The following is a 19,131-nucleotide window of genomic DNA, read 5'->3' as shown; positions in this document are numbered from 1 at the left end:
TTCCTCACTTTACAACCTTCTCGATAAAATTCCGAATAGAAGACAAGCCATCTGGCGTTCCGATACTCTCTGGATGGTACTGGAAGCCATAAATCGGTAGGTTTTTATGTTGAATTCCCATGATGGCTTGGTCGTCAGTCGAACGAGCTGTCACTTCAAAGTCTTCTGGCATTTCTTCAATTAAAATACTGTGATAACGCATGACCGCACGGCCATTCTCGATACCTTGATACAAAACAGATGGCGCTTCAAAGCTGATATTGCTCTGTTTCCCATGCATGACTTTTGGAGCCAAGCCTAACTTACCACCAAAGACTTCTGCAATGGCTTGGTGGCCCAAACAAATCCCAAGAATCGGCTTCTTGCCAGCAAAATCACGAATCATGTCTTCCATCTTTCCAGCATCAACTGGCCAACCAGGTCCAGGAGAAAAGACCAGACCATCTGCTTTTTCAGCTTCTTCATACAGCTTGGGATCATCATTTCTCAAGACCTGAACTTCTGCAAAATTCCCAATGTATTGGGCCAAGTTATAAGTAAAAGAATCATAGTTGTCAATCAATAAAATCATGGTCTTAGTTCTCCAATTCTAGTCATAGATTTTGCTTTGTTAATGGTTTCTTGGTATTCGTTTTGGGCGATGGAGTCGTAGACAATCCCTGCCCCAGCCTGCACATAAGCTGTTTGATTTTTTAGAATCATGGTTCGGATGGCAATGGCCAAATCCATATCACCCGTCGCAGATAGGTAGCCGATTGCTCCTGCGTATACGCCACGTTTTTCTGTTTCCAGTTCATAGATGCGTCTCATGGCCCGAATCTTAGGTGCTCCTGACACTGTTCCAGCAGGAAGTGTTGCTTTCAAGGCATCCATGGCAGTGAGTTCTGGAAGCAAACGCCCCTTGATCACACTGGTCAAATGCATGACATAACGGAAGAGCTCCACTTCCATATACTTAGTGACTTGGACACTGGCCGTTTCAGAGATGCGACCAATATCATTACGACCCAAGTCTACTAACATTCGATGCTCTGCTGTTTCCTTCTCATCCGAAAGCAGGTCTGTCGCCAAATCCTTGTTTTCTTCATCCGTAGCTCCTCTTGGTCGTGTCCCTGCAATCGGATTGGTTGTCACGATGCCATTTTTAACTGAAACTAAACTTTCTGGACTGGCACCGATGATTTGATAATCCCCAAAATCATAGAAATAAAGGTAATTAGAAGGATTAGTCACGCGGAGATTTCTGTAGAAGTCAAATGGATTTCCAGTCACTTCTGCTGAGAAGCGTTGACTAAGTACACATTGGAACATATCGCCATTACGAATCAAGTCACGAGCCGTTTCCACCATTTCCTCAAACTTCTGAGGAGCGATATGCGGTTTGAAGTCAAGTGGTGATAAATCCAAGTCTTCAAATTCATTTGGAGCAGGAATGCGTAATTCCTTAATCACTTGGTTCAAGGCTTCTTCCAAGGCCTCTTGACTACGCTCACTATAGAGAGCATCCTCGATGACATGGATTTTTTCCTTCTTGTGGTCAAAGACCATGTAGCTCTCATAGACAAAGAAATGCATGTCTGGCGTTCCAATTGTATCTTGAGGGATTTGACCAATTTCTTCATAAAGCGAAATCATATCGTAACCAACAAAACCAATTGCCCCACCACCAAAAGGTAGATCTGAATGGTGCTGGCTCTTATGAGTCACTTCATAAAGGAAATCCAAGGGATCCCGATCAATCACTTGACCATTTTGATAGAGAACTCCATTTTCAAACTTAATCTCAAAAACTGGATTATAGGCTAAGATAGAAAAACGAGCGGTTTCCTTGTCTCTCGGAATACTCTCTAAGATAACCTTGTGTTGCCCCTTTAGGCGCATATAAGCCAAGATTGGTGATACGACATCTCCATGAATGATTCGTTCCATTGTAATTTCCCTTTCAGTTCTACTTCTAGTCCGTGGCGACTGTATGAAAAATCCCCACGCAAAATAACTTGCGTGAGGACGAAATTCGCGGTGCCACCTCAATTATAGGATTTCTCCTATCTCTCATTCCTGTCTTAGAAACCTCCTGTAACAGGCTGTGCGATAAAGGGCACTCCCTTGAGAATTATGTTTTCTTCTCTTGTTTCAGATGGACCCAACCTTACAACTTTCTCTGCTTGTTTCCAGCAACCACAAGCTCTCTGTGAGAGAAAAGACTGTAATTTTTCCATCTTTTATTTTTTAGCTTCTAGGTAGTCTGCAATCGCAGCTACGTCCTTGTCTCCACGACCAGAGACATTGATGATGAGATTTTCATTTCGGTATACCTTCATACTCTTCGAAAATCTCTTCAAACTGCGTCAACGTCGCCTTGCCGTACTCAAGTATAGCCTGCGGCTAGTTTCCTAGTTTGCTCTTTGATTTTCATTGAGTATTACTAGCTTTTTTCATATTAGTCCGGCCTTTTTGTTTGCTTTTAGTAGTAGGCAAGGAGCTGCAGATAGAACTTAAGTTCATCAAAGCGACTTAAGGCCCTAATAAAAGAAAAACAAAATGACCGAAAGAAAAAAGCCCACACACAGAATCTACTTCCATGTGAGGGCGTTGGTAACGCGGTGCCACCTCAATTATAAAGGGATTATCCCCCTTTACATCTCTGCCTTGTCTAACAACAAGTTGCACTGTAAGGTGTGCGCACCGAATTTTCATTGTTTCAAATTCATTTTTAAAATCAGCCCACTTTCACTATTTCCAACCACCTGTTCACAATCACCACAGGCTCCCTGAAGATCAAAAATAGTTACTTTTCTGATTTGTTGAACTTATTTTAATACTTTGTTTTTTCTTTGTCAAGACTTTTTTACAATTTTTTTGAAAGATGTGTGATTCGAATGTGATAATGTCTTTAGTAAATCGAACGTGAAAATGTCCCACTTGTTAGAAATTGGATCCAACTCAATAGAAACTGAATGGAGGCTAAACAGAACTTACTTTAGAACACTCCATCTTTTCCATTAGGATTTTCAAGAATTAAACAATACTAGAAACTCTGTCTCCTAACAAGTTTAGTAGAAACTTCAACAGATGTGACACTTTCCCCCTTTATAATTGCTAATACCCCTTCAATCATTTCTTGAGCTAATTTAACATAATTAGGAGAAATTGTAGATAAAGCAGGAGTGTAATACTGTGAAATTGGAATATTATCAAATCCAACAACGGATATATTATCCGGAATCGCTATTCCTTTTTCGTAACACGCACGAATTAGTCCCTGAACTTTTTCATCGCCTGAAACAAATATAATATCTGGATAATTTCCAAAAGACAATTCATTCACAGCAAAGGAATAAACTGACTCTATTGTAGTTAAACCATAAACTACCTTCAAATCCATAGAATAATTATTATCCTTTAAAAAAGTTCTCACTCCTCTCTCTCGATCCTTATTTACATAAGACTCACCTCCCATAAGTAACCACATATCTTTAAAATTCTTTTCCAAAACTACTTTCATCATATCATAAGTAGCTTGAAAGTTATTGTTAGATACGTAAACTACTCCAGGTGTTTGAGACTCTCCAAAGACAATGAAAGGCATATTATTTTTCTTTAAATATTGGATTCGAATATCATTCTCCCCCTCATAAAAGACAATCACTCCATCTACAAGGCTACCAATACTTGAAATAATTGAATTACTAATCGAATCTTCCTCTCCAAAATATTCAACAATAGCATTTACTCCAAATTGTCTACAAGTTTGTAAAACTTTATCTAAAAGTGTTTGAAACCAGATTAAAGGAAAAGAATCAATCTTCTTCACAGATATTAAAATATTCGTGGTTTCTTTCTTCGTTAAATTCTGAGCATAGGCATTTGGAATATAGGATAACTCATCGATGACTTTTTTTATGGCATTATAAGTCTCAGGTTTTACTCTATTCCCTCCATTTATTACACGTGAAACTGTCTTTGGAGAAAAACCAGACAAACGTGCAATATCATATATCGTTACCTTTTTCCCTTTTTCCATTAAAATACTCCTGTCATAAACCTTCACTATAACTATACAATATTTAAATTATTTTAACAAGAAAATTACATTCTAATCTTTTAATCTAGTTTACATCTGGAGGAAATACTTCACTAAATCTACATTAACTTTCAGTACTAGTAACATAAATTTTACAATTCAATTCACTGTTTTGTACTATTTTGTAAACTGCATTACAAATCACCGGATAAGAAAATACACTACCTGAAAATTCCAAGGAATCATTTTCAGTAAATCCTTCTGTATTTAGAAATGTATTCATTATCTGTTCAATATAACACTCTAATATGGGAACAGCTTTCTCCTTAACAATAACATTTCTAAGCATTTCTTCAAATGGTAAATGACAAGCGAACACCATCTCACAAACATCATAAAATGAATGGAAGTGGTATACCTGTATGAGATTATAGTCATCAAAATAAGTTATTTTTCCTGCATCAAAATCCACTTTATATACTCTCAAATTAGTTAGATCCTTTTCTTCAAAAATTATTATGGACACCTCTAAAAACTACCGATTTTCTATTTTTATTGCTCAGAAAACGTTGATACATCAATGTTTAAAAGTATTGAAATTGAGTTTTTAGATGTGCCCTTATATTTCTTATTATTTAAAGAAAACAAAAGGACTAGAATAATCCGTCCCTTTGTTTATCCCTAGATTAGCTGATTTCCTCAACATAAATCACACCAACAATATTAGCAATTTCTTCCATTAGTTTAAGGTGCTCAAATCTACCTGATAATTCCAGAGTAATAAATGACGCGATTTTTTTGTCTGGAACATCAAAATATTCAATTCTTTCTGAATTAACATCTCCAAATGCAGTTCTAGAATCAGTCATTCTAATGCCATTCTCAGCACAGTATACTAGTACCCGATTATATGCCTCTGTAGATCTAACAACGATATACAATTCGATTATCTTTGAACGACTTTGAAGATATTTTTTTAAAGGTTGGAACATAGTTATAATACTCCAAACAGACATTGCTCCTAGTATGGCTCCTTCATAAAAACCAACACCAATAGCTAGACCGATTCCAGCTGAAGCCCATATTCCGGCTGCAGTTGTTAAACCAGTTATTTTCTTTTTATCTGTAATAAGTATTGTTCCAGCCCCAAGAAAACCAACACCTGATATAACCTGCGCACCTAAGCGTGTAGGATCTCCTGTACCAAATTTATAAGATACATACTCATTAGTCATCATAATTAAACATGCAGCCAGACAAACAATACTATGTGTACGAATACCTGCTGGTTGAGATTTACTTCCTCTCTCTAAACCAATTACACCACCAATAACTAATGAAAGTACAATTCTTAATACAATTTCGATATATGATAGTCCTAAGCTTGTTGCTTGCATTATTATTTCCTTTTTCTACTAACTGGTCTCTGAGTAAAGTATAAAACAGAACCAGAAATTATCATTAATACAATAGTATAAACGAATACAAGTGCTTGAGCATTTGAAGTTGCTGTTTCATCACCTGCTGAACGAATAGTTATACCCAGTGGTTGAGCTAATGGATGGTAAAGAAATACAGATAAGTCGAAGTCAGTTAATAAAGAGTTAAAGTTTAAAGCAATAACAGAGAGAACAACCGGTAAAATAAATGGAATGATAACCTTCATCATAGTATAAAAAGGTGAAGCACCCATACTTCTTGCTGCATCTTCCATCTCATCATCAACACTAAATAAAATAGCACGTACCATTCTATAAGAAAATGGGATTTTTACAACTATATATGCAATAAGTAGAATTACCAAACTACCTACCAAAATCTGATTCAAGACAAGAAATTGTGGCTGATTAAAAGTAAATAATAAACTTACTGCTAAAAGTGTACTTGGTAGTAACCAAGGAAGTAGAGCACCATATTCAAATAAGAAATCAAAACGAGATTTATGTTTTCTGACAACACGAGCAAATACAACTGCGAGAATTGTTGCTGTTGTCGCAGCAATAATAGAATAAATAAAGCTGACCAAGAATGGAGAGAATGCCGCACTATTACTAAAGAATAAGCGATAATTTTCTAAAGTAAAGTTTGATAATGTTAAGTTACCTGTTTGAATTGCAACTGGATCTGTAAATGAGTATAATACTATAAAAATTAGTGGAAGCATGAAAACTGTGAACAATCCATATGCTACAATGTGAGCAATGATATTCCAAGGCTTAGACGCAATTTTTTGTTTTTTAAGAGGCGCTTTAGTCTTAGAGATAGAAATATAATTTCCACCTTTTTCTATCTTGTTCATGATAGTAAGCAAAATTGTAGTTGCAATACCTAAAATAATTGCAAGTAGAGCAGCTAAATCACGAGAATTCCCCATCCCTGCAAATGTAATAATCATTGGATTTATAGTTTGAAATTCTTTACCACCAACAATCATGGGTGCTGCTACTGCAGATAAACCACTAAGAAAAACCATGATAGTAAGTGCAAATAGAGTTGGAATTAAGGTTGGTAACACTACTTTTCGGAAAACAGTAAATGGTTTTGCTCCCATATTTCGAGCAGCCTCAATAGTGTGATAGTCAACGCTTCGAATTGTATTTGTTAAAAACAATGTATGATTAGCAGTTCCTGAAAATGTCATAATGAATAAGACTGCACCATACCCAATAAACCAGTTAGGGTCTAAAGAAGGCATAATATTTTGTAAAAATTTTGTAATCAATCCATAAGGACCATAGACAAATTTATATCCAGTCGCTAAAACCACTCCTCCATAAATTAAAGAGGTCATATAACCTAATTTTAAAATTTTAGCACCTTTAATATCAAAGTATTCTGTAAATAGAACACAAAGAATACCTACGATATTAACTGTAATAATGAGTGAAAATGCCAACTTAAAACTGTTCATAATACTCTGAAGTGCCCTTTGAGATTTTAGAACACGATGTACAGCATCAAGGGAAAATTCTCCTCCTTTTACAAATACATTCACTACTAGATCAAAGTTTGGATAAATAATAAATGTTACTAAGAACCAGATTAACCCTAAACGAATAAGCCAATCTTTTAAATTTAATTTATGACGCATACTGCACCTCCTTAAAATTGCAGAACGTCTGATGGTGTGATAAATAATTCCACACTTTCTCCGACAGATCTAATAGCAGCCTGACTATCAATACTTGTTACATTAAGAATCTGACTTTCAGAAACTTTTATTGTATAGTGAATTGTAACTCCAGAAAACTCAACATCAATAATTGTCCCTTTTAGAATGAAATCTTGTTCAGTTTCACGATTGAATCGAACTTTCTCTAATCGAATGTATCCTTTTTTATCTTCTAAGAAAACGCTTGCATTTTTCAGTAATACTTCGTGGACTGTTTCATCGGTCAAAACATTAATATCTCCAATAAAATCACATACAAATTCAGTTTGAGAATTATGATAAATTTCTACTGGTGTACCGACCTGTTCGATGTATCCATTGTTAAAGACTGCAATTCTATCAGATAAAGTCAAGGCTTCCTCTTGATCATGAGTAACATATAAAGTAGTAATACCTAACTCTTTTTGAAGTCTTTTCAACTCTTTTCTCAAATCTACACGTAATTTTGCGTCAAGGTTTGACAATGGTTCATCTAGACAAAGAATTTTAGGTTCAAGAACCAGAGCACGAGCCAATGCTACCCTTTGTTGTTGACCCCCAGATAATTCTGATACATTACGCTGTAACTGTTGATCAGAGATCTTAATTTTTGCTGCTACTGCTGATACTTTTGCTTTAATAACATCTGGAGCTACCTTCTTAACTTTTAAACCAAATGCAATATTATCAAAAACAGTCATAGTTGGAAATAGCGCATAAGATTGAAATACAATACCAATTCCACGCTTTTCAGGTTCCAAATGAGTGACATCTGTTCCATTAACTTCAATACTTCCTGATGATGGATCTAGAAAACCTACCAATGCTCTCAAAGTAGTTGATTTACCACATCCTGAAGGTCCAAGAAATGTAAAAAATTCCCCTTCATGTATATCTAAATTTAGATTATCAATTGCAACAAAATCACCATATTTAATTTGAATATTATCAAATTTAATCATCTCACTAACTCCCTCTATTACTAAACCAAAAGCCTCTCTTTATTTCTTCCTTAAATTTAGAAATAATAGAGAGACTTGGACATAAAAATTAACTCTTATTTCTTATTGTACGTATTCTAATTCAGCTTTTTCTACCCATTCATCCAAATGCTTTCCAACAGCTTCCCAGTCAATATTTTGTGGTTTCACTTGATCAACAAATTTTTTCGTATCTTCAGGTAACTCTGTTAGGGCATCTTTATTTGCAGGAATAGATCCAAAGTTCTTACTATATTCTACTTGAATTTCTGATTGACCAAACCAATCAATAAATTCTTTAGCTAACGCTTGTTTTTTACTAGTGCTTAAAACCATAGTTTGTTCAGTTACAAATGGTACACCAATCTCAGGAGTCATAACTTTGAAAACAACATTTTGTTCTTTTTGTCCAACTAATGCACCAGAACCCCACATCATTCCATATTGTATTGGATCTTCTTTGTCTAACATCTTAACAATTGAACTTTCTCCCTTTTGAAGAGTGTATGCATTTTTCAAATATTCTTTTGCTGCTTCCCAACCTTTTTCGGAAACACCTAATTCACCTTTATCATCAAGGTATCGAACTAAGATACTTGCTAGAATTGCCCGTCCTGTACCACCTTGAAGACCAGAAATTGAATATTTACCTTTATACTTACTACCTAATTCAGTCCAATCTTTAGGCATTTCTTTTACATCAGGCGCCCCAATTAAAACTAATGGTTGAACAATCACAGGATTATAATAATTATCTTTATCTGATAAAGATTGATCAATTTTATCTAACCATTTAGGCTTGTACTGGACTAGTAATTTTTGATCTCTAATTTTATTTGAATCAACAGCACCAATTCCAAATACCATATCTGCAACTGCATTATTCTTCTCGGCAATAACACGGTCTGCTAATTGAGCGCCAGGAATATCAACCATTTTTATATTAAAACCAGCTTCTTTTGCTTTAGCAGTTAACCAATCACCACGACCATTTGAAACTGAGTTCGAATAGATTACTAATTCTTGACTTTTATCAGCTTTTTCTTCAGATGAAGAAGCAGTCGTAGAGTTTGAACCTCCAGAGCAAGCAGCAAGTGTAGTAAGAGCAACTCCCGTTGCAAGTACAGTAGACCAAACTTTCATTTTTTTCATGATAAGTTCTCCTTTTTTATTATTTTATTTAAATTTTTCGTGATATGGAACAAATTGTCTCATATCTTCAAATACAGTATAGTCAATACGGTTTACAGTAATAGTTGGAATCTTCTCTAATAAGATTTCAGTTAATTCTGCTCTGACTTTAGTAAACTCTTCTTCCTCCTCTTCGGTTAGAGGAATCCGAAGATATCCAATTGAAATATGGAATTGATATCTATCATGATTAGGGAAACGAACACCTGCTTTTTCTGAAACATAAGTACGAATTTCTTCTAATCTCTTTGCAGAAGCTTCATCTGCAGGTTCAACTAGTATGTTTTGTTTTCCCATTTCAGTCACACGCATATGAATTTCTTCATCCAACAATGGAAAAATTTCAAGTTGTTTAGCAAAGTAATCATGTATTTCCTGTAAAGGTGTATCAAGAGGAAGATTACTGCTCCAAAACTCCGTTTCACGATTTTCATGGCACAACAATTCAATTACAGTCATGTGAATAGAATTCCTTGGAGTTAAAGTAAACTTATCGATAAATGGTAATTCTCTATAACGTGATTGAATAATATCAACAACTTCCATCAAATCTTGTTTAGTATAAAGATTTGCTACAACAGTATTTCCTGGAAAATGATTAAATTCTCCATTTTCTTTGAACTTAATTTTTGTTAGGTTTTTCATATAAAGACCCTCTTTTTTATATTTGACACCGGTGTCATCCATGCTTATATTATATAACGAAACCGTTTACTTTGTCAAGCGCTTTCAAACATTTTTTAAAAAAATTTATCTTTCATTAAATATGCATTTCATTAAAAGTTTAAGTAATTTTTCCAAAATACAGCACTCATATAGACAGTATCATCAATTATAGCCATTGGGATTTTTTGATTGCCAATTCCATGTATCTCTACACATGTCTTCAATCGATTTTGTTGTCCTCCAATTTAATTCCTTATATGCTTTGTCTGCATTTGCATAACAAGTTGCAACGTCTCCTGAACGTCTTGGAACTATTTTATAAGGAATAGGGATCTTATTAACACTTTCAAATGTATTTACAAGTTGTAATACACTAGTGCCTTCTCCCGAGCCTAGGTTATAGATATAAACATCTGTTTTTTCAGATACTTTTTCTAAAGCTTTTATATGTCCTATTGCTAAATCTACTACATGGATATAATCACGCACACCAGTACCATCAAGCGTATCATAATCATTTCCGAACACACTTAGCTCTGACAACTTACCTACCGCTACTTGTGCAATATAAGGCATCAAGTTGTTAGGAATTCCTGAGGGATCTTCCCCAATCAAACCAGACTCATGAGCACCAATTGGATTGAAATAACGAAGCAACGCAATACTCCATTCTGAGTCTGCCACATGAACATCTTTTAAAATTTGCTCAAGCATCACTTTCGTATACCCATAAGGATTTGTAGCACTTGTCGGCATCGTCTCAATAAGGGGAGACTGATTGTGAACGCCGTATACAGTCGCACTCGATGAAAATACAATCTTTTTAACATTAAACTCTGACATCACTTCAACAAGAGCTAATGTGCTCATAATATTATTTTCGTAATACATTACAGGCTTTTGCACGGATTCTCCGACAGCTTTGTATCCTGCAAAATGAATTGCAGCCTCAATAGATTCTTGTTCAAAAACTTTTCTCAATCCTTGTTTATCACAGACATCTAATTCGTAAAACGCAGGACGTTGCCCTGTAATTGCTTCAATACGATCTAATACTAAAATGCTTGAGTTTGAAAGGTTGTCGACAATAACGACTTCCTTACCTAAATTTAGTAATTCTACTACGGTATGGCTACCAATATAACCAGCTCCGCCTGTTACCAATATTGCCATTTTTGTTTCCTCCTAATTTATTCCAACCGATTTAACAAATCTCATAAACGCTTCATGTCCAGATGAAGTATTCTTATAAACACCTGCATCTTCTAGGACTCTCGCAAATGCTTGTCCTACTTCGTGTTGAACTACGCTATTAACCTCTTCTTTTTTAATGTTAGGATATTTTTCTTTCAATTGATCAGCCCATTCTAAATGATAATCCGCAATTGCGTTTTCCTCTCCTAAAAGATATTTTCCAACTTCTTCTAACTCTGGTTTCAAACGAGGTGGTAATATCGCAAGTCCCATCACTTCGATTAATCCGATATTTTCCTTTTTAATATGTTGTACATCTTGATGAGGATGGAAAACACCATCTGGGTATTGTTCAGTAGTATGATTATCTCTTAGAACAATATCTAATTCATATCTTCCGTCCACTTTACGAGCAATAGGAGTCACCGTATGGTGTGGGACATCTGCAGTCATTGCAATGATGTCTACTTCTAAATCTGAATATTCTCTCCACTTGTTTAGAATTTTAGTAGCTAAATCTAACAATCGATTTTTATTTTCACTTTGTAACCTAATTACTGACATTGGCCATTTTACAATACCAGCATTAACATCCTCAAAGTCTTTAAAACGAAATTCACTCTCAAATTTTGCTTTTTCCATTGGGAAAATATGTTTCCCTCCCTGGTAGTGGTTATGACTAAGAATGGAGCCTCCTGAGATAGGAAGATCAGAATTTGAACCAGCAAAATATCCTGGCAAAATATCAACAATCTCCAATAATTGTTCAAATGTTTTAGAGGTAATAGCCATTGGTACATGTTGACTATTCAAAAATATCGCATGCTCATTAAAGTATGAGTAAGGAGAATACTGAAATCCCCATACTTCGTCACCAAGTTTCATCCGAATAATTCTATGATTCGAACGTGCTGGATAATTTATTCGCCCCTGATATCCTTCATTTTCCATACATAGTAAACATTTGGGATAATTAGTGGCTTTTACTAATTTTTCAGCAGCAATTGTTTTTGGATCTTTTTCGGGTTTTGACAAATTTATCGTAATCTCTAGCTCTCCGTATTTAGTTGATGCTCGAAACTCAATATTCTTAGCAATAGCAGAAGTTTTAATATAATCACTATCTTTACTTAACTTATAAAACTCTTCAACTGCTTCTTGAGGTGATATATCATATGAACTCCAAAAAATATCATTTAATCGACTAGGTAAAGGAACTATGAAATTCATTAACTCTGCTCCTAAACATTCCTTTTCCTCAATTAAATCTTTAATTTTACCGTTTTTTAAGGCGATTTCCACTAAGTAATCTTTTATTTGTTTCAGGTCATTTTCATCGGAAATGCGATCAGTTCCCTCCTCACCTATTAACGCTAGTACCCTATTTTTCACATATATTTTGTCAATTTCATTATACATTCCGTATTCAATTACTCTATCAACAAAATTATCAATAATTGTTTTCATATATTTTTCTTTCTAATTTATGTTCCCATATTTTCTATACATTATCCATTTATAAATTGATTGCGTAGTATGAGCAATTTTATCAAGGTGATGAATAATATCTAAAGCACCAATTACTTCAGAAACATTCCCATCATCTTCAAATATGTAATTCATTATTTTCTTTTCAATATTTATACTAAGCTCTTCTATCTCATTCTGTTTTTGTATAACAACCATATCTAAACATCCAAATTGTTCCTCTCTATAACAAGATATAGCCCTATTCATATGCAGTCCGATAACTTCATGAAGTATTTTTATTTCTGAAATAATTTTCTTCAAAATTTCATTATTTTGAATAATCTGTAGATTTTTTAAAATTTCAACAATTCTATCCCCAATACGTTCAATGTCAGTTGATATTTTTATTACACTAATAATTCTTCTTAAGTCATATGAAACGGGATGTTGTAAACAAATTAACTCATATCCTTTTTTATCAACATTTAGAACTGACTCATTTATGATTAAATCTTCTTTAATCAATTCTATTCGTTCTTCATTTGATAAATATTCAAATAACTTCTCGTATTTATCAAGCACAGATACCCAAATGGTCTCTAAATTATTTGATAATTCTATAATTTCATTTTCTAAATATAACCTTAACATTTAGGTACCTCTTCTTAACAAAGTTCAATAGTAACAATTAATATTTTAAACAATATATCAAACATCAATAACTAGAATACTTGCATCATCCTTCTTTCCATAGATTGGATCAATAGCAGAAGAATTAAATCTCATCTTAATTAACTCTTCAAAAGTCTTATTTTGATTATTTTGATAGAATTCATAAAAGCCATCGCTCATTAAAACAATTTGTTCACTAGTAACATCTATTTGATTAATAATAGCATGGTCTAAAAATCTCTCATCCAACGAACCTATCCAGTACCCACTCGGTTGATTAGATAATTTTCTGATTTTTTGTAAAATAATTTTTTTATTTAAAGCACTATTTGTACCAATTGAATCTTTTATCTCATTTTTTCCTTTTTCAAATAAGTTATCTACTCTATGATCAGTTATTTCCATTTCGTTTACTAACATGACGCAGTCACCTAGCATCATATACTCCAACTTTTTTTCTGAAAGTTTAGCAAATATAAAAGCAAATGTTGGTAAGCGATAATACTCTGTTAATTCATATGAGTTTAAACCGATTTCATCTTTAACCTCTAGTAAAGCAGTTTCAAATATTTGTTTAAGAGTTTTTGATTCTTTACAATTAACCGACAAACTTTCTGATAAAATATGTACAACTTCTGAGACTGAATAACCTATCTCCTCTTTAGAATTATATAAATCTGTAGCTCCATCGATAATCCAAAAATACTGATTTTGTGAACCTACAGTATCCTCATTTTCTACAGAACTTCCTTGTATCGAACAAATTTTATTTATCTTTACCATAATACTTCAACCCTTTTAGTGTCAAAAGTAAACCAATTCCTGTCACTGTTAAGAATAGTTCCATAATCTTGTTCGAACCAGTCTTTGGTAATTTTTGTTTTACATCTACTATTTCTTTAGATTTATTAATATGATTTTCAGTTTCTCTGCCATCTCCAACTATTTTATAGTTTACTTCTTCTGTCTTATTATCTTGTTTATTGTCGATCTTGTCATTCATTTGTCTATTATCTTTACTTGAGTTAAACTCTCCGTTCTTCTGGTTACTATCAATTACATTATTTGAATTAGATTGTTTTTCCTCTTTGTTTTTTTCTTTTTCGTTTTTATCACTTAAATTATTTGTTACAATTTTGTAAAGCCCATTCTCCGTTACAATATTGAAATTACCATCGCTATCACGTATAACAGGTTCTTTCTCATTTGCATTAGATTTGATGAATGATATATACTTACCGGATAAATTATAAAATTGGTTATTTAAAACGGTTATTTTACCCTTTGAATCCTCAATAACAATTCCTTCTTTACCACCGAATATACTATTCTCTGAGACTACTAAATTATCACTAACTCGTAATAATTCAATATTTGGTTGTTCTGTTTCCTTAGAATTATTATTAATTACATTTTTTGTTACAGTAATATCTGATACTTTTCCTAAATATTCTGCACTATCTTTTGCAACTCGTATCGCTTTTGTTTTAGGATCGGCAATATTAAATATATTTTCGGCGATAACCACCTGTTTATTTAAATCTAATAGGTCTTTAGTGTTTTTATAGCTATAAGCATTTACTAAAGCTGCTCCGCTTTCTCGATAATGTACACTCTCTCCTTTAACTTTCTTATCAAAGCGATTTCCTTTGATTAATACATCAGTGAATCCTGTAAAACGTACACCTGCATACATCATGTTATCAAAATGATTATTTAAAATTTTAATATTAGAGGGGTTCTGTGTCGACAATGTTTGATAGTGTGTGCCAATTGCTGTTACTAATTCCCCAGATTTATCACTTTTGCCAAAATAGGAATTTTGAATAGTCACATTTTCAGATTTTTTCCCATCATCATTCAAGGCATAAGGAAAACCTTTTCTAGTTAATGGTTCAATCTGAATGCTCTCCTTACTTATGATTTGCCCATCCTTCATCGTTTTGGGTAAGGCTTGCCCAAGAAAACGAGAATTATCAACTAATACATTTTTCGAACCTGCAATTTGAATAGCATGCCCTTGATAACTATCCTTGAATGTTACATTTTTTATAGTTACGTTATTTGAATTCCCAATAGCAAATGCACCTGAAGAATTTATAAGTGGTAGATTTTTTGCTTTAGTTCCTTCTTCATTCAAAGCACCGTTCATATCAATAGTACCACCAGAATAACTAATATCTTCTGTTGGGCCCCATTCTACTTGCGCACCATCATCCGTAAATAAACCTGTCATAAAAACAATAGAAGGGTGATTCTTAATATTTATACCATTTAGAATGGTAGCTTTCTCATTCAATTCTAAGTGTGTATGACTTTTTAAAAAAACAATTTCTTTTACTAAATAAGTTCCTTCCGGAAAATATACATTTCCTCCACCTAGCCCTTGAGCTGCAGCATCTATTGCATCTTGAATTGCTTGTCGATCATCATTAACTCCGTCACCTATTGCTCCATAATCTTTAACATTCAAAGCTACGTCTTCGTTCAGATTAGTACTTAAAATAGTATTCACTTCCATCCCAGAGATGTTACCCATCATAGTATCATTTGTTATATCAGGTTTATTTTGATTAATACTCACTCCTCCATTATTATCAGTACTTAAACTTGAATTGTTATCAAGACTGAGAGTATCAGAATGGGGTTCCGCAGATAATGATGTAGATGTGCTACTCAACAAAGAGTTCATTTGCATATTATCTTTAGACGAAGAAGTTTCACCAACTACTTCATTAGCTAAAACACTTTGTGTTCCAATAAATAAAACCGCTAAGAGAACTGAGCAAACTCCCACCTTAGACTTACGAATAGAGAAAACCTCATTTTGTTGAAAAGATTTCATATTAGCCTCCAATTAAAAACATTATGTCCTAATTTAATATTCATATAAATTCCATGCCAGAAAATGACACCGCTGTCATTTTCTTTATAATATATTTTTAAATCAAAATTGTCAAGGAATAACACAATAAAATATCAAAACTGTGAAAGCGTGACCATTTATATATCTAACCATACTTCTAATAATTCTTTAACCTTCCATTCAAAAGTGATTACTATCTTTCTTAGCTTGAACATAAAAATATCCTATTCACTGTATTTAAAGCATGTTGACATCTCGTAAAATACTAATTTATAAATACAAGAACAAATATCTTGTCATGCAAGCATTCGCCAGGTATATTTACATGAATATCGTTCATATAGCGGATTGAAATCAAAACAATACAATATATTTCTTAAATAGATTTTCTATAAAAGCTAGATTCAAGCTCTATAAAAATAAACGCAGTTCTTCTAAAATACTGGAATAGGACATATAAATCATTGCAGACACGTGTTTTATAGATTATTTCAAAAGAATGACTAGAACATGAAAAATAGTCTCAAAACTTTGAACAATATTCTGAAAACAAAAAAGAAAGACGCGAGTTTCCACAACCTCATCGTGGAAACTCGCGTCTTTCAAAAAATAGGGTGAATTGAAAACTAGAACAAGACACTACATTTTCTAAATGATGCCTAATAAAAATTCTAAATGCTACACCAAATTGCTCACATCTCATTTCAAACCATACAGTATATTGAAACTATAAGAGTACACCTTTGCTTCTAAAATATTGCTAGAAATTAATTTGACTATCCTGATTGATTTGTCCTGTTTTTATTTCATTTTACTATAGGACTTTCAATTGAAAACAACAGTTTTACACTCAATTAGACTTTTTAGAAACAGAATCACTATTACTTGACTGTAGTTTGTCATTTTTTTGATGAAACTAGTACTTTTTCAGAAACTGTTTTGAAAGTCTCAATGATATAGTCTACTTCTTCATCGCTTAATTTAGTGTGAAGAGGGAGCGTAATTTCATTTTCAAAGAAGGCATAGGCCTTAGGATAGTTGGCTATATCAAAGCCAAGATTCTTGTAGGCGGTCAACAGAGGAAGCGGTTTGTAGTGCACATTACTTGCAATTCCTGCTTTAGCCAATTCTTGGATGATAAGATTGCGTTCTTCTAAGCTCGCTCCATCTACATGGGTGATGTAGAGGTGGCGTGAAGATTCGACAGTTTCAGTCTTGTGTGCCAAAGGATGGATGAGAGAACCTGCAAAACCACGATCATAGCGATCCACGATATCCTTACGACGGCCAAGCAAACTTGGGTAACGGTCCAATTGTACCAGACCAAGGGACGCCATGATATCGGTCATATTGCACTTGTAGGCTGGTGTGACGATATCGTATTCCCATGAGCCCAGTTGCATCTTGGCAAGAGCATCCTTAGTTTGACCATGAAGGGAAAGAATTTGGAATTCCTTGTACATCTCTTCGTCGTCAATCGCTGGATTGGTCTTCCAAGTTGCGCTTCCACCCTCTGCAGTTGTAAAATTCTTAACAGCATGGAATGAGAAGGATGTGAAGTCAGCGATAGAACCAGCTGGTTTCCCTTTATAAGTAGATCCCAAAGCATGGGCACTATCAGAAACAATCACAATACGGTTAAAGGCTTTTTGCCACTTGCTTGACGCAGTAAAGAGATCACGTTTTTTCTCCACAACTTGGAACAAACGGTCATAGTCGCAAACAATCCCTGCGAGCTCTACTGGGATGATCACCTTAGTTTTCTCAGTGATAGCTTGCTCCAGCAGGTCATAGTCCATCTCAAACGTATCCGCTTGGATATCCACCATGACAGGGGTTGCTCCTACGTGAGTGATGACACTACATGAAGCTGTATAGGTCATGGCTGGAACGATGACTTCGTCACCAGGTCCCACTTCCAAGACGCGCAAAATCAACTCAAGAGCGGCAGTCGCAGAGTTGAGGCAGACAGTCTTAGGCGTCTGTGTGTATTGAGACAAACGACGCTCCAGTTCTTTTGTCTTAGGACCTGTTGTGATCCAACCAGAACGCAGGGTATCCGCTACTTCAGCAATTTCTGCTTCCGTAATATCAGGTGGTGAAAATGGAATATTGTAATTTGGCATTGATTTGCTCCTTTTATCTGTACTCATTTTCTAATGACTACTTTATTTTAGTACTTCAAACACGGTTTGAAACATGATTTTGATGTCTCCAAGGAAACTAAATTCTCGGAGATAGTCGAGGTTATAGCGCATCTTTTCAGGAAGGACGTGTTCGACATAGGCTTGGTCAACTGACAGACCTTTCTCCGTCATTTGACTGATGATAGCATCCTCATCCTTGTAGTTGATGCTGGCTGGAGAGGTAATTCCTGCTGGCAAGAGCAAGGTCGCCATCATTTCAGGGCTATACTGCTCAGTGTAGCGTGGCACTTCAGGTCGTGTACCGACAAAGGACATTTCGCCTTTAAGGACATTGACCAGCTGAGGCAGTTCGTCCAAACGCACACGGCGGATGAAATTGCCAACCTTGGTAATGCGACTATCGTTAGCAGAAGTCACCAGACTGCCTTTTTTATCCGCATCCGTCACCATGGTACGGAACTTCCAAATCTTGAAAGATCGATTGTACTGGGTCACGCGCTCTTGCTTATAAATCACTGGCCCCTTGCTATCCAACTTGATCCAAATGCTCAAAATGAGAAAGATGGGAGAGGTCAGAACCAGTACAACCAAGGCTAAAACCCAGTCCAAGCAACGTTTGAAAATCAGCGAACCCTTCCTTTTAGAGACAAGCTGGTAGTAAGACTCAACCTCGCTTGATTTCATTTCCACGGGCAAGTCTTCCCATTTCAGCATGCTGTTTCTCCTTTGTTTTTATTATACTATTTGTCAACATTTTTCATTATACCACA

16 protein-coding genes and 1 other annotated feature are annotated in these 19,131 nt (G+C 34.7%); all 16 genes read right to left on the bottom strand.

What is annotated here, in order from left to right; genetic code table 11:
- Positions 1-4 precede the first annotated feature (4 nt).
- The 16 genes from HT711_RS02275 to HT711_RS02205 all read right to left on the bottom strand — a co-directional run bounded on the left by HT711_RS02275 (position 5) and on the right by HT711_RS02205 (position 19,075).
- The gene (locus HT711_RS02275) at positions 5-571 is read right to left on the bottom strand and encodes an aminodeoxychorismate/anthranilate synthase component II (protein WP_138706819.1); all 567 of its coding nucleotides are present in this window, start codon (positions 569-571) and stop codon (positions 5-7) included.
- Complete coding sequence (trpE, locus tag HT711_RS02270) at positions 568-1,929, bottom strand: anthranilate synthase component I (RefSeq protein WP_173233223.1); 1,362 nt, start codon at positions 1,927-1,929, stop codon at positions 568-570. The genes HT711_RS02275 and trpE overlap by 4 nt, the downstream gene beginning before the upstream one ends.
- A 653-nt stretch (positions 1,930-2,582) precedes the next feature.
- Positions 2,583-2,814 (bottom strand) — a binding site (T-box leader).
- Between the two features lie 214 nt (positions 2,815-3,028).
- On the bottom strand, positions 3,029-4,024 hold the full coding sequence (locus tag HT711_RS02265) for a LacI family DNA-binding transcriptional regulator (protein ID WP_173233225.1): 996 nt from the start codon (positions 4,022-4,024) through the stop codon (positions 3,029-3,031).
- 124 nt (positions 4,025-4,148) lie between these two features.
- On the bottom strand, positions 4,149-4,550 hold the full coding sequence (locus HT711_RS11080; protein ID WP_000022332.1) for a hypothetical protein: 402 nt from the start codon (positions 4,548-4,550) through the stop codon (positions 4,149-4,151).
- A gap of 160 nt (positions 4,551-4,710) precedes the next feature.
- Positions 4,711-5,421: an MgtC/SapB family protein gene (locus tag HT711_RS02260; RefSeq protein WP_173233227.1), complete on the bottom strand. Its 711-nt coding sequence runs from the start codon at positions 5,419-5,421 to the stop codon at positions 4,711-4,713.
- 2 nt (positions 5,422-5,423) lie between these two features.
- On the bottom strand, positions 5,424-7,115 hold the full coding sequence (locus HT711_RS02255; protein WP_173233229.1) for an iron ABC transporter permease: 1,692 nt from the start codon (positions 7,113-7,115) through the stop codon (positions 5,424-5,426).
- Between the two features lie 11 nt (positions 7,116-7,126).
- Complete coding sequence (locus tag HT711_RS02250) at positions 7,127-8,137, bottom strand: ABC transporter ATP-binding protein (RefSeq protein ID WP_033679773.1); 1,011 nt, start codon at positions 8,135-8,137, stop codon at positions 7,127-7,129.
- Between the two features lie 102 nt (positions 8,138-8,239).
- The gene (locus tag HT711_RS02245; protein ID WP_000738376.1) at positions 8,240-9,307 is read right to left on the bottom strand and encodes an extracellular solute-binding protein; all 1,068 of its coding nucleotides are present in this window, start codon (positions 9,305-9,307) and stop codon (positions 8,240-8,242) included.
- A gap of 24 nt (positions 9,308-9,331) precedes the next feature.
- Complete coding sequence (locus HT711_RS02240) at positions 9,332-9,991, bottom strand: DUF1868 domain-containing protein (protein ID WP_000793811.1); 660 nt, start codon at positions 9,989-9,991, stop codon at positions 9,332-9,334.
- A 183-nt stretch (positions 9,992-10,174) separates the two neighbouring features.
- Positions 10,175-11,185, bottom strand: a complete 1,011-nt coding sequence (galE, locus tag HT711_RS02235) for a UDP-glucose 4-epimerase GalE (RefSeq protein WP_173249715.1) — start codon at positions 11,183-11,185, stop codon at positions 10,175-10,177.
- Positions 11,186-11,197: 12 nt separating this feature from the next.
- A complete protein-coding gene (galT, locus tag HT711_RS02230) occupies positions 11,198-12,673 on the bottom strand; it encodes a UDP-glucose--hexose-1-phosphate uridylyltransferase (protein WP_173249714.1) in 1,476 nt (491 codons plus the stop codon).
- 12 nt (positions 12,674-12,685) lie between these two features.
- Positions 12,686-13,327, bottom strand: coding sequence for a phosphate uptake regulator PhoU (locus tag HT711_RS02225; RefSeq protein ID WP_000945323.1), 642 nt, complete (start codon positions 13,325-13,327; stop codon positions 12,686-12,688).
- A gap of 57 nt (positions 13,328-13,384) precedes the next feature.
- A complete protein-coding gene (locus tag HT711_RS02220; RefSeq protein WP_084675176.1) occupies positions 13,385-14,131 on the bottom strand; it encodes a protein phosphatase 2C domain-containing protein in 747 nt (248 codons plus the stop codon).
- Complete coding sequence (locus HT711_RS02215) at positions 14,115-16,193, bottom strand: glycosyl hydrolase family 28-related protein (RefSeq protein WP_173249713.1); 2,079 nt, start codon at positions 16,191-16,193, stop codon at positions 14,115-14,117. Before HT711_RS02215 ends, HT711_RS02220 begins: the two co-directional genes overlap by 17 nt.
- A gap of 920 nt (positions 16,194-17,113) precedes the next feature.
- Positions 17,114-18,340 carry a DegT/DnrJ/EryC1/StrS aminotransferase family protein gene (locus HT711_RS02210; RefSeq protein WP_173249712.1) on the bottom strand — a complete coding sequence of 409 codons (1,227 nt, stop codon included), beginning with the start codon at positions 18,338-18,340 and terminating at the stop codon, positions 17,114-17,116.
- A gap of 42 nt (positions 18,341-18,382) precedes the next feature.
- Positions 18,383-19,075 (bottom strand): sugar transferase, encoded by a 693-nt coding sequence (locus tag HT711_RS02205; protein WP_000922211.1) that lies wholly within the window; start codon positions 19,073-19,075, stop codon positions 18,383-18,385.
- Between the last annotated feature and the right edge of the window lie 56 nt (positions 19,076-19,131).

Origin of the sequence: Streptococcus sp. 1032 (assembly GCF_013277015.1) — a bacterium.
GTDB lineage: Bacteria > Bacillota > Bacilli > Lactobacillales > Streptococcaceae > Streptococcus.
This window is presented reverse-complemented; position numbering and strand designations above follow the sequence as displayed.